Source organism: Bradyrhizobium barranii subsp. apii, assembly GCF_011516635.5.
Taxonomy (GTDB): domain Bacteria; phylum Pseudomonadota; class Alphaproteobacteria; order Rhizobiales; family Xanthobacteraceae; genus Bradyrhizobium; species Bradyrhizobium barranii.
On the sequence record NZ_CP096255.1, the window covers coordinates 8,855,082 to 8,867,157 of the forward strand.

General features: G+C 65.3%; 9 protein-coding genes and 1 pseudogene. 2 read left to right on the forward strand and 8 right to left on the reverse strand.

Annotation, left to right across the window (positions count from 1 at the left end; all coding sequences use genetic code 11):
• Positions 1–104: 104 nt before the first annotated feature.
• Both HAP41_RS42400 and pcaB read right to left on the reverse strand, forming a co-directional pair.
• The gene (locus tag HAP41_RS42400) at positions 105–1,361 is read right to left on the reverse strand and encodes an aminopeptidase (RefSeq protein ID WP_166077245.1); all 1,257 of its coding nucleotides are present in this window, start codon (positions 1,359–1,361) and stop codon (positions 105–107) included.
• A gap of 112 nt (positions 1,362–1,473) precedes the next feature.
• On the reverse strand, positions 1,474–2,835 hold the full coding sequence (gene pcaB / locus HAP41_RS42405; protein WP_166077232.1) for a 3-carboxy-cis,cis-muconate cycloisomerase: 1,362 nt from the start codon (positions 2,833–2,835) through the stop codon (positions 1,474–1,476).
• Positions 2,836–3,305: 470 nt separating this feature from the next.
• Between pcaB and HAP41_RS42410 the strand changes: the two genes are divergently transcribed.
• Positions 3,306–4,856 carry a winged helix-turn-helix domain-containing protein gene (locus HAP41_RS42410; RefSeq protein WP_166077222.1) on the forward strand — a complete coding sequence of 517 codons (1,551 nt, stop codon included), beginning with the start codon at positions 3,306–3,308 and terminating at the stop codon, positions 4,854–4,856.
• 202 nt (positions 4,857–5,058) lie between these two features.
• On the opposite strand, the gene HAP41_RS42415 is transcribed toward HAP41_RS42410, so the two are convergent.
• Both HAP41_RS42415 and mddA read right to left on the reverse strand, forming a co-directional pair.
• On the reverse strand, positions 5,059–5,481 hold the full coding sequence (locus HAP41_RS42415; protein WP_028148676.1) for a GFA family protein: 423 nt from the start codon (positions 5,479–5,481) through the stop codon (positions 5,059–5,061).
• A 207-nt stretch (positions 5,482–5,688) separates the two neighbouring features.
• Complete coding sequence (gene mddA / locus HAP41_RS42420) at positions 5,689–6,477, reverse strand: methanethiol S-methyltransferase (protein ID WP_166077183.1); 789 nt, start codon at positions 6,475–6,477, stop codon at positions 5,689–5,691.
• Between the two features lie 133 nt (positions 6,478–6,610).
• On the opposite strand from mddA, the pseudogene HAP41_RS42425 reads away from it, so the two are divergent.
• Positions 6,611–8,160: pseudogene (locus HAP41_RS42425) on the forward strand (winged helix-turn-helix domain-containing protein).
• Positions 8,161–8,216: 56 nt separating this feature from the next.
• On the opposite strand, the gene HAP41_RS42430 reads toward HAP41_RS42425, so the two are convergent.
• The 4 genes from HAP41_RS42430 to HAP41_RS42445 all read right to left on the reverse strand — a co-directional run bounded on the left by HAP41_RS42430 (position 8,217) and on the right by HAP41_RS42445 (position 11,947).
• Positions 8,217–9,461, reverse strand: coding sequence for an acyl-CoA dehydrogenase family protein (locus HAP41_RS42430; RefSeq protein ID WP_166077180.1), 1,245 nt, complete (start codon positions 9,459–9,461; stop codon positions 8,217–8,219).
• A 95-nt stretch (positions 9,462–9,556) separates the two neighbouring features.
• Positions 9,557–10,489: a helix-turn-helix domain-containing protein gene (locus HAP41_RS42435; RefSeq protein ID WP_166077157.1), complete on the reverse strand. Its 933-nt coding sequence runs from the start codon at positions 10,487–10,489 to the stop codon at positions 9,557–9,559.
• A 193-nt stretch (positions 10,490–10,682) separates the two neighbouring features.
• Entirely contained in the window at positions 10,683–11,252 is a 570-nt protein-coding gene (locus HAP41_RS42440) for a DUF2147 domain-containing protein (protein ID WP_166077138.1), read from the reverse strand.
• Between the two features lie 32 nt (positions 11,253–11,284).
• Complete coding sequence (locus HAP41_RS42445; RefSeq protein ID WP_166077130.1) at positions 11,285–11,947, reverse strand: DUF3313 domain-containing protein; 663 nt, start codon at positions 11,945–11,947, stop codon at positions 11,285–11,287.
• Positions 11,948–12,076 lie beyond the last annotated feature (129 nt).

A 12,076-nucleotide genomic window follows, 5' to 3' on the forward strand; every position in this document is an offset into this window, starting at 1 on the left:
TCCACCATCATCGTCATGGCCGGGCTTGTCCCGGCCATCCACGCCTAGCGGCACAAAGAACGTGGATGCCCGGGACAAGCCCGGGCATGACGAGCAGCAGCGGACTACTTCGCCCACTCGCCCTTGCGGAACACCGGCACCTTGCTGCCGTCGGCGAGAATGCCGTCGATGTCGGTCTCGGCAGAGCCGATCATCCAGTCGATATGGATCAGGCTCTGGTTGCCGCCTTGCGCGGCGATCTGCTGCGGCGTCAGCTGCGCGCCGTTGACGAAGCACTTCGAATAGCACTGGCCGAGCGCGATGTGCGAGGCCGCGTTCTCGTCGAACAGCGTGTTGTAGAACAACAGCCCGCTCTGCGAGATCGGCGAGGAATGCGGCACCAGCGCCACCTCGCCGAGACGCCGCGCGCCTTCGTCGGTGTCGAGCACCTTGTTCAGCACCTCCGCGCCGCGCGAGGCCTTTGCGTCGACGATCCTGCCGTCCTCGAAGCGCACCGCGATGTTGTCGATCAGCGTGCCCTGGTAGGACAGCGGCTTCGAGCTCACGACATGGCCAAAGACGCGCCGGCAATGCGGCGTGGTGAAAACCTCTTCGGTCGGGATATTGGCGTTGCAACTGATGCCGTTCTTGGACAGCGAGGCGCCGCCCTCCCACTCATGTCCGTCGGCCAGCCCGATGGAGAGGTCGATGCCGGGACCTGAATATTGCAGCGCGCGAAAACGCTGGCCGTTGAGCCAGTTGGTACGCTCGCGCAGCACCGCATTGTGGCTCGCCCAATTGCCCATCGCATCCTCGCGGTCGACGCGGGAGGCCGCGAAGATCGCGTCTGCCAGCTTGCCGATCGCAACATCCTCGGGATCATCAGGGAAGACCTGTTTGGCCCATGACGGGCTCGGATAGGCGATGATGTTCCAGTTGGTGTCGAAATTGACGATTTTTTCCAGCGCCGGCTGATAGGCTATCGAATTGGCCTTGCTGGCGCGCGCCACCTTGGAAGGATCTTCGCCGGACAGCAGCATCGGATTGTCGCCGACGATGGCGAGCCGCGCGGTGTTGTCGGAGAACGCCTTGGCCATGCCCTCATAGAGCCAGTTGGCGGCACGATCGAAGCTGTTGTCCTGGCCGTGGCGGTAGCGCGCCAGCGTCATCTCCTCATCCGACAGGATCGGCGTCACGATACCGGCGCCGGCCTTGTAGGCGTGCACGGCGATCCGCCGCACCAGCGGCAGCGCGATCGCGGGCGCCGTCAAGAGCAGATCCTGTCCCGGCCGCAAGCCCAGGCCCACCTTCACCGCCACCTCGGCCAGCCGGTCGAGTTTCACGGGATCGATGGGAACGGCGGAATTGCGGTGATCAATCATGCGGGGTCCTCTGCCGAAGCTCTCCCGTTCAATCTAAGTCTAGCATCGCAAGGCGCAAGTGCGCGAGCGCCTTGCGACACGGAGAGATACGGAGTTTCGCGCATTTTGGTTTTCAACGCGTTGCCGATTTCAGCACCCGGTCGACCATGGCAGGCGCAAGGCCGAGGTAATTTTTCGGTGAAGTCAGCGCTTCGATCGTGGCACGGTCGATCCTGACGGAGACGCGGGCGTCGGACGAGAGCGCGTCCGCCAGCGTCAGACCCTTCTCATTGGCGAGCCGGCAGGCATCATAGACCACGTCATGCGCCTCCTGCCGCCCGATCTGCGGCGCCAGCCCCATCATGACCGCTTCGGCCACGATCAGGCCGCGGCTGATGGCGAGATTGTCGTTCATCTTCCTTTCATCGACGATGAGGCCTGCTAGCGCAAACTTCGCCTGGTGCAGCGCGCCGGCGGTCAGCACGAAGCTTTCCGGGATCGCCATCCATTCGGCATGCCAGGGCCCGGTGGCGCGCTCGAAATCCTGCACCATCGCATCCAGCATCAGACCGGCATGCTGGCGTACCGCCTTGGACGCCGCGAGCATCAGCTCCGAGGAGATCGGGTTGCGTTTCTGCGGCATGGTCGAGGATGCGCCGCGGCCCTTGACGAAGGGCTCGTAGACCTCGGCGAACTCGGTCGAGGCCATGATCATGATGTCGAGCGCGATCTTGCCGAGCGAGCCTGTGACCAGCGCGAGGAAATTCACGGCCTCGGCAAAGCCGTCGCGCGCGACGTGCCAGGTCGAGGCGGGAACGCCGAGCTCGAGCTCGGCGCAGAGCGCCTCCTGCACCTCGAACCCCTTGCCGCCGAGCGAGGCCAGCGTTCCGGCGGCGCCGGCGAACTGTCCGACCAGCACGCGCGGCTTCAATTGCACGAGCCGCTCGGCGTGGCGGTCGAACATCGCGAGCCAGATCGCGGTCTTGTAGCCGAACGTCACCGGCAGCGCCTGCTGGAGATGGGTGCGCCCGGCCATCGGCGTGTCGCGGTAGCGCTTCGAGAGGTCCGCGAGGATGTTTCGCAGCTCGGCGATGTCGCGCTCGACGATCCCGAGCGCGGCGCGCAATTGCAGCACCACCGCGGTATCCATGATGTCCTGCGTGGTCGCGCCCCAATGCACATAGCGGCCGGCCTCGCCGCACTGCTTCACCATCTGATGCACCAGCGGCAGGATCGGATAGCCGACGATGTCGGTCTCCTGTCGCAGCAGATCGAAATCGAATGCGGCGACGTCGGTCCGCGCCGCGATCTGGTCGGCGGCTTCCTGCGGGATCACGCCGCACTTCGCCTCCGCCTTCGCCAGCGCCACCTCGACCTCGGCATAGCGTCCGACCAGCGCGACATCGGAAAACACCTCGCGGATCTCGGGCGTGCCGAAGGCGTCGCGGAACAGCATGGAATCGAGCACGGTCGTCGAGGCGGGAAAAGCGGGCATGGGCGTTTCTTCGTGGTTGGTGTTTGTGTGGAGAGCAGCTTACGCGGGCCGCGCTGTTCGGCAATGGACATTCATGGCTCGCCACACATTCGATGCCGTAGGACGACATTACGACGGCGCATCGCTCCATCACCCCGTCATCCTGAGATGCGAAGCGTGCGACGCGCAGCGGCGCACGAAGGGCCTCGAAGTGATGAGCGGCCGCGATGCAGCCGGGCCGTCGCCCTTCGAGGGCCGTGACAAGGCGGCCACTTCAGGGGGACGGGATAAATTGTGCGCGCAGCAAGATCGGGCTAAGTGCGCAGCCCGCGACAGTCATTCAAGTTGCATTCCTATCCGAAAACGGCATAGCAGCCATCACGCGATCGTGGTGAACCCGGCAGGCCGCTCAGCGGACTCACAGTCTTAGAGTCGAAATCCATTCTGATTTCATCATTGCCTGATGTCATTGCGAGGGTTGAGTTTTCGACGTGCAGTTTATGTTCCGGGACCACCTTCTCGACACCGACCGGCGCGAGCTGAGCCGCGAGCAGGTTCCCGTGGCCGTGGAGCCGCAGGTCTTCGACCTCGTCGTCCACCTCATGGAGAACCGCGACCGGGTGGTCAGCAAGGATGAGCTGATCGACAAGATCTGGCACGGGCGCAGCGTCTCCGAATCCACCCTGACCAGCCGGATCAACGCGGCGCGCAAGGCGATCGGCGACAGCGGAGCCAACCAGGCGCTGATCCGCACCATCGCGCGCAAGGGCTTTCGTTTCGTCGGCGCTGTCCAGACGCAGCGCGGCGCGGCCTTGCCGGAGCCGGGCCGTGTCGCCCAGGCGGCGCTCGCGCTGCCCGACCGTCCCGCGATCGCCGTGCTGCCCTTCACCAATATGAGCGGCGACCGCGAGCAGGACTATTTCTCCGACGGCATCAGCGAGGACATCATCACGGCGCTGTCGAAGCTGCGCTGGTTCTTCGTCGTCGCCCGCAACTCTTCCTTCGTCTACAAGGGCCGCGCCGTGCACATGCACGAAGTCGCGCGCGAGCTCGGCGTCCGCTATGTGCTCGAAGGCAGCGTGCGGCGCAGCGGCGATCGCCTGCGCATCTCGGCGCAGCTCAACGACGTCTCGACCGGCAGCCATCTCTGGGCCGAGCGTTACGACCGCGAGCTTGCCGACATCTTCGCCGTGCAGGACGAGATCACCGAGGCGATCGTCGCCGCGATCGAGCCGCAGCTCTATACCGCCGAAAGCTTTCGCGCCCAGCAGAAGCCGCCGGGCAGCCTCGACGCCTGGGACCTCGTGATGCGGGCGCTATCGCATTACTGGCGCATCACGCACGAGGACAACGCCGTCGCGCAAGGACTGCTGGAACAGGCGACCGCGATCGATCCCACCTATGGCAAGGCGCTGGGCCTGCTCGCGACCAGCCATATCTTCGGCGCGCATATGGGCTGGGCCGACATGGCCATGACCGTGCCGGTCGCCGAACGCGCGGCGCTCGCGGCGGTGGAAGCCGATCGCGAGGACGCCTGGGCCCATCACGGTCTGGCTTACACTTATTTGTTCCGCCGCCGCTTCGACGACGCGCTGGCTGAGTTCGAGCTGACGCTGCAACTCAATCCGAATTTTGCGATGGCGCACGCTTTCTACGGCGTGACGCTGTGCTACGCCGGGAGATGGCGAGACGGCGATGCCGCCGCACGCCGCGCGCTGCGGCTGAGCCCGCGCGATCCGCTCGCGGCGATCTATTGCGGCGTTGCCGCCTATGCCCAGTTCATCGGCCGCAACTATGAGGGCGCCGTGCAGATGGCGCGGGAATCGATGCGGCAGCGCGCCGATTTCGTCGGCGCCCACCGCGTGCTGACGGCCGCCGCCGGCATGTTGGGCGATCCTCAGCTCGCGGCGTACGCGCTGCGGGGCCTGCAACGCACCCAGCCCGGCATCTCGCTGGCCTGGCTCACGCGCGAGCTGCCGATGCGGCGGGCAGAGGATCGCGAGCACTATCTGCAGGGGTTTCGGCGCGCGGGGATGAGGTAGGCCCTGCTCACCCTCCCCTGGAGGGGTCCGGGACGAGCGTAGCTCGCCCGTGGGTCGGCTCGTATCTGGGCGCAGCGAAGATGAGAGACGGGGTGGGGTGACGGTCTCTCCACAACGAAGACTGCCTGTGTGAGAGATCACCCCACCCCGCTCGCGCTTCGCGCGATCGACCCTCCCCCTCCAGGGGAGGGTAAGAGCACCTCTACTCCTGCATCATCTCGCCGCTGCCGCCGAACTCGGCCGGAAAGTCCTTCAGTTTCGGCAGGCCATCGCGCATCGGCAGCACCGTCTCGGCGTAGTTGACGTGAACACCGGGTGTGAATGCGAGCGTGGGGATGGTGGCGGTGAAGACGTCGATCAAGTCGAGCGGCGGGTGGTTGGTCATGAGATGACCGCCGCACTTCTTGCAATATTTGCGCTGGCTGAGCGGCGTCTTGGCAAAGGTCTCGACGTTCTGGGCGCCTTCGGTGATGCGCACGGCTTCCGGCTTCCACAGGCTGAAGGCATTCACCGGTCCGCCCGACCACGAGCGGCAGGAGCGGCAATGGCAATAGCCCATCGCCGCCGGCTCGCCCGTGACCTCGATCGTGACCGCGCCACAGAAGCAGTTTCCGACATGTTTCATTGGGTCGTCTCCGTCGGATGAAGGTTGAAATTCCTCTCCCCGCTCCGGCTCGCCGATAAACCGGCAAAGGCGGATGCGGGGAGAGGCGTCGGAGCGGAGGGAATCACCCCGAGGGACGTTGAAGGCTGGAGGCCGGCAACGTCCGTTACGCGCTTCGGTTCCGCCGCGCGTCCTCCTTTCGGTGGACGCGGCGGAAAGATGCTACGGCTATACCGATCTGCGCCAGGGAATAAGCATCGACACCCGTTGTTTGTACTGCCGGTATTCGTCGCCGAAGAGATCGACGAGGTCGTGCTCCTCCAGCGCGATGCCGACGAAGATGTAGAGCGTGGTCACGGCCGCGAACAGCAGATGGCCCGCTGTCATGACCGGCGCCGCCCAGAACGCGATGATGAAGCCGAGATAGATCGGATGACGAACGAACTTGTAGATCAACGGCGTCTTGAAGCGCGGCGGCGCCGCCTCATTGCCCACGAGATGGTTGGTCACCTGGTGCAATCCGAACAATTCGAAGTGATTGATGATGAAGGTCGAGGCGAACACCAGCACCCAGCCCGCGAGGGACAGCGTGACCAGCGTCACGGCGAGATCCGGGTTTCCGACATCCCATACGACTGCAGGCATCGGACGCCACTGCCAGAACAGGAGCAGCAATGACAGGCTCGCGAACAGCACGTAGGTCGAACGCTCGACCGGCTTGGGGACGAACTGCGTCCACCACGCCTTGAACTGCTTGCGCGCCATCACGCTGTGCTGAACGGCGAACAGCGTCATCAGCAGTAGATTGATGATGACGGCTTCGGCCGTCGGCGTGTCGGTTCCGGTGTCGATGGTCTTCGGCACCACCAGCCCCATGACGAAGCCGATGGCGTAGAGAATGGTAACGAAAAACACGAGATATGCCGCAATTCCGTACAGAAAGCCGATGAATTTGAAAATGCGTGAGCCCGCAACCTCCGGGCCGATGGAATGAAGCTGGTGATCAAGTTGGGTCATAGAACGCTCCGTTGTGCCGAGGCATCGGCACTGTTTAGTGTTCGCACCATGCCGGATCGGACACCCCCTGACTTTCGCGGACGGTTGATTTTCGCCTGAGACCACTTTGATTTTTGCTTGAGACGACAGAAACGTGCGATTTCTCTTTGAAAACAACGTGCTCGACGGCGACCTGCGGGAACTGACCTGCAGCGGCGCAGCCGTGCCGCTGCAGCCGCAAGTGTTCGATCTGCTGCTCTATCTGGTCTTGCAACGCGCCCGTGTGGTCAGCAAGGATGACCTGATCAGCCAGATCTGGAGCGACCGGATCGTCTCGGATTCCGCCCTGAACAGCCGAATCAATGCCGCGCGCAAGGCGCTTGGCGACGACGGCGCGACGCAGCGGCTGATCAAGACGATCCGCGCAAGGGCTTTCGCTTCGTCGGCGAAGTCCGGGAAGATGTGGCAGCGACGCTCGCGCCGGTGGAACCCGGCCCTGCCCCGGTGCGCGCCGTGACGGACCGCCCGGCGATCGCGGTGCTCGCCTTCGAGAACATGAGCGGCGATCCCGCGCAGGAATATTTCGGCGACGGGATCAGCGAGGACATTCTCACCGCGCTGTCGAAGCAGCGCTGGTTCATGGTGATCGCCCGCAATTCGTCCTTCACCTACAAGGGGCGCTCGGTTCATATCAGGCAGATCGCCGAGGAGCTCGGCGTCCGCTACATCGTCGAAGGCAGCGTGCGCAAGGTCGACAACCGTGTGCGCATCACCGCGCAGCTCAACGACGCCACCACCGGCAGCCATCTCTGGGCCGAGCGCTACGACCGCGAGCTTGTCGACGTATTCGCCGTGCAGGACGACATCACCAACGCGATCGTCGCGGCGATCGAGCCGCAGATCCATGCGGCCGAGAATTTTCGCGCCGACCGCAAGCCGCCCGCGAGCCTCGATGCCTGGGACCTGCTGATGCGCGCGCTGTCGCATTACTGGCGGGTGACGCAGCAGGACCACAAGGCTGCGCAGGCATTGCTCGAACGCGCCATTTCGATCGACTCGAACTACGGCCAGGCGCTGTCGGTGCTCGCGGCAAGCCACATGTTCGGCGTCCATCTCGGCTGGGCGGAGCTTGCCACGACGGTGCCGATCGCGGAGGCCGCCGCGCTCGCCGCGGTGCGCCATGACCACGAGGATGCCTGGGCGCATGCCGCGCTCGGCAGCGTCTTCTTCTCGACGCGCAGGCTTTCCGACGCGCTGTCCGAGTTCGAGCAGGCGCTCGCGCTCAACCCGAACTTCTCGCTGGCGCAGGGCTATTACGCCCTGGCGCTGTCCTACGCCGGTCGTTCCGGGGAATCGTTCGATGCGGCGCAGAGGGCGATCCGGCTCTCGCCGCGCGATCCGTCGCTGGCGATCTATTACGGCATTGCCGGCTATGCGCGCTTCACCGAACGGCATTACGACGAGGCGATCGCGCTGGCGCGCGAGGCGATCCGCCATCGCGGCGACCTCACCGGCGCCTACCGCGTGCTCGCGGTGTCCGCCGGCATGACCGGCGACTGCGCGCTGGCCGAGATGGCGCTGGGCGAACTCCGCCGTACCCAGCCCAACATCTCGCTGCACTGGATCGCGACGCAGCTGCCCTGGGCCAGTGACGCCGATCGCGAGCACTATCTGGAGGGGTTCCGGCGTGCGGGGTTGGGGTAGAGAACTCCCTCTCCCCGCAAATGGGCAAAGGGCGGATGCAGATACGACGCGTCGTCTCAGGTTCCTCCGCACGCGGTCAGTGGATCGTAATCGGGCCGCATCAGCATCGCGTGGAGCTGGCGCCGCCGAACGCCCATGTTGCCACCGTCGAAGATCGGCAGCGCCAACGCGTCCTGCAACAAGCGGCCGAACGGCGCCGCGTGATCATAGCTGTCGATGCCGACCACGCGCATCAGGTCGGTGATGACCCGCACCGCGGCTTCGGAGCCGAAGATCTTGGCCTGGACCGCGAGCTCGTCGGCGCCCGGTGATTGCGTATCGAGCGCATGGCAGGCCCGCCAGCTCAGGTAGCGCGCGGCTTCGATAGTGGTCTTGGCATCGGCGAGTGCATAGCCGACCGCCTGATGCTCGATGATCGCCTGTACCCCGCCGCGTTTCTCGGTGCGGGCAAAATGCAATGCGAAGTCGAAGGCGGCCCGCATCAGGGCGACACCGAAGATGCCGACCAGCGCCGCCGTGCCGGTGAAGGCGGCGGACGCCAGCATCAAGCCGCCCCCCTCCTGCCCGAGCAGATTGCCGTGCGGCGCGGTGACGGCACGCAGGCTGAATTCCGGCACGAGGTGAGCGCGGTGGCCGATCGAATCAATAGCGCGTTCGAACACGATGCCATGCACCGGGCCTTCGACCGCAATGATGGAGACACCCTGCTCCGGTGGCGCGGCGGGATTGGTCCGGCACACCACGCACAACACGTCGGCGCCATTGCGATCCCACCCGGTGGCGGACGACACCCATTTCTTGCGGCCGTTGATGATCCAATTGCCGAGCTCGCGTTTTGCGGTGGTGCGCACGCCCTCGCCCGGCGGCGGTGCGGCAGCATTGGCGCTGCCGCCGGGTTCCGAGGAGCAGAAGCCCGCAAGCGGAGCGCCGCTCGTCTCCAGGAACGGTGCAAGCAGGCGGGCGCATTGCTCCGCGGTGCCACCAAGCAGAATTGGCAGCAGACCGAGCACCGTGCCGAGCATGGTCAGCGTCACGCTCGGATTCACGGCGTAGAATTCTTCCGCCAAGATCGCCATGTCGATGAGTCCGGCATTGTCGCCGCCCGCCGGCGCCGAAATGCATTTGCGCAGATAACCGGCAGCGACCATCGCCTCATAGGTCGGCTTCGTCGCGAGGAAGCGCTCTTCCGGCGTCGCCAGCAACTCCGCCTTGCCGGCGCCGGCCAAGACCTCCGCCGCGAATTTTCGCGATTGAAGCTGCAACGCGCGCTGCGCAGGTGAAAGCGTGAAATCAATCGCCATCGAACATCTCCCTCGCTCCGGCAGGTCACCAGGGTGAGCCGAGCGAGGGCGGAAAATCTTGGTCGGCAGCGACCTAATTCTTGGCTGGAGGTGAACTACTCGCCCTTCCCCTTCGTCCTGCGAAATTCGCGCGGGGCGAGGCCGTGGCTGCGCTTGAAGAGGCGGTTGAAGTGCGAGATGTCGGAAAAGCCGGCCTCATACGCGATCGTGGAGATGGTCTTGTGACGATGCTGTGCGTCGAGCAGGTCGCGGGCGCAGATCAGGATCCGCCGTTCGCTGACATGCTCGCCGACGGAGCGGCCGGTCGCGACGAACAACCGGTGCACATAGCGCTCCGAGCAGCGGAACTTCCGGGCAAGCAATTCGGCATCGAGACCGGGATCGTCGCTGTGGCGGTCGATATGGTCGAGCATCATCGACAGCAGCACGGGCGCATTCACACGCGCAACCGGCATTTCACCCAGCATCTCCGGTGCATGCGCGATCAGCTCGACCACATGCGTGCCGCTGCTTGCCGCAACGGCGGGTGCTGCCAGGCAAAGCTCGGCATAGCCTGCGAGCGTGCGCGACAACGCGCGGCCATTTTCCGTCCTCGACAACGCAAGCCGCGGAGAATCCGCAAAGCTCTTTGGCAGGTGCCGCCGCGGCACGGCAAAGCAAAAGAGGCGGAAGTCGCGGCCGTTGGCAATCTCGAACGGCTCGGTCGTATCGGCGACCGCGAGGTCGCCGGGCGCACAGACCTGCTCGTGTCCCCGCGGCGTCGTGCGGCCCAGACCCTCGAGCTGGAGATTGACGAAGCAGAGATCATCCGTGCTTCGCGCAATATGGGGCCGCAGCCGGAGAACGCAGTGCCCTGTGGCTTTCACCAGCGAAATCTGGACCGACGCAGCGTCGGTACGCGCGATCGAACCTTCGAAGGGACGGTCGGCGATTTTACGCGGCTCGAGCCGGACAAAGGCCGCAGCGAGATCGTCGGCCCAACTGCCGAAGGGCTGATCGGCGCGAGATGGCTTGGCTGACCATTCCATAGGTGCGCCCCCGGAACGAGGAATTCGCGCGTGCAAATTCAGATTGGACGACCCAGCGGGACGGAAGGATAGCTTTTGGCGAACAACCGGTCAAATCTCGAAGGCGCGCAATATGCGACCGTCATCACGTCGTCATTGCGAGCGCAGCCGTCGGCGCACCGGAAGCCAAGTGAGTGGTTAGAGGAGCAATCCGCTACCTGGCTTTCGCCTGCATCGGCTTCGGTGCCGGCACGGCGGCCCATTCCTTGTCGGCGCGGGGGCCGTTGAGATCGCCGGTGAGGCCGACGAGCTGGCCGGGCAGCACGTCGAGGGTCTGTTGCCAGGTCTGGGTCTGGCACAGGAACTTGATCAGGCAACCCCTGAGCTTGAGGCGATCGGCGGAGTCGCGCCACAGCGAGACCGAATAGGATTTGCCGTCCTCGGCATTGTAGATCTCGCCGGCAAACTGTCCCTCCGGCGTCGCCTGCAAACCCATGATGAGCTGATGGCCGAGCAGCGCGCGGGCGCGCTTGTCGGGATCGGGATTCTCCTTGTCGCGATAAGGCTGGCCGCGCTTGTCGGCCGGCTCCTTCATCCAGACGATGAAGCCGCAGATGCGGTCGCGCGACGGCCCGCAGCGCTCGAGCCTGATGCGCGCGCGGCCGTCCTGGACGAGCCAGGTGCCGCTGGGATCGGGCGGCGCCGCGGCGCCGGCGCGGCCGCCAAAGACCATCATCAGGATCGTGATCGCAACGCGCAGCACGAAGCGAAGGACAATGTTCATCAGCGGCACCTTTCGTTGGATGGGTCGCGGCGTCAGTTCAGTTGCGCCATCAGCGCGTCGGCGCCCTTGTCGAGGCCGGCGGTGGCGGCGGCGAGCGCGCCGGCGGTGGCCTTGATGTCGTAGGCAGCCGGGTATTGCTTGGTGACGTAGGCGGAGAGCAGGCGCGCGGTCGCGGCGTCGAAGATCTCGACGCCGTAGATCACCGAGCCGGTCATGGTGCCCTCGCCGTCGCGCGCGGCCTGCACGCCGTTGTAGACGGCGCCGGCGACGTCGAAGCGGGAGAGCGTGCCGAGCACCGGCGTGTTGGCGACGGCGCCGGTGAGTGTCAGCCTGATCCGCAGCGTCTCCGGCCCGCGCTCGCGCACCAGCGCGAAGCGGCCGCGCAGACCCTCGGCGAAACGGGTCTGCATGTAGGCGGCAAGCGTCGCCTTGTCCTTGTCGGACATGTCGCCGAACTGGTGATCCCTGCCGCGATAGACCACGACCGGTTCGAGGATGACTTTGTTATAAGCGCGCCAGGCGACCGGCGTGGAATAGCGGTAGGGCACGCGGCCGGAGGCGTCCGACTTGTCCGGAGCCATGTAGGCTGAGGACGCCATCCCGGAATACGGCACGGGCGCGACGGTGGCGCAGCCCGCGACGGCTGCGCCGAGCAGCAGCGTTCCCAGACCGCGCAGGGCGATCGAGCGATTCATTCCAGACTCCTCTAGCGGCTTGCTGCCAAGGCAATGGCGACCGCAGCCGCGTACGGGACCAGACGCGGCTGCGGCGCTCACCGGTGCCAACCCGAGGCTTCGTCCGGGGCCATCTCGGAAGCCTTGGGT

Bases quoted from the DNA above. Each gene is read 5' to 3' on its own strand.
- HAP41_RS42400 (WP_166077245.1), bottom strand. From the start codon at position 1,361: ATGATTGATCACCGCAATTCCGCCGTTCCCATCGATCCCGTGAAACTC.
- pcaB (WP_166077232.1), bottom strand. From the start codon at position 2,835: ATGCCCGCTTTTCCCGCCTCGACGACCGTGCTCGATTCCATGCTGTTC.
- HAP41_RS42415 (WP_028148676.1), bottom strand. From the start codon at position 5,481: ATGAAACATGTCGGAAACTGCTTCTGTGGCGCGGTCACGATCGAGGTC.
- mddA (WP_166077183.1), bottom strand. From the start codon at position 6,477: ATGACCCAACTTGATCACCAGCTTCATTCCATCGGCCCGGAGGTTGCG.
- HAP41_RS42430 (WP_166077180.1), bottom strand. From the start codon at position 9,461: ATGGCGATTGATTTCACGCTTTCACCTGCGCAGCGCGCGTTGCAGCTT.
- HAP41_RS42435 (WP_166077157.1), bottom strand. From the start codon at position 10,489: ATGGAATGGTCAGCCAAGCCATCTCGCGCCGATCAGCCCTTCGGCAGT.
- HAP41_RS42440 (WP_166077138.1), bottom strand. From the start codon at position 11,252: ATGAACATTGTCCTTCGCTTCGTGCTGCGCGTTGCGATCACGATCCTG.
- HAP41_RS42445 (WP_166077130.1), bottom strand. From the start codon at position 11,947: ATGAATCGCTCGATCGCCCTGCGCGGTCTGGGAACGCTGCTGCTCGGC.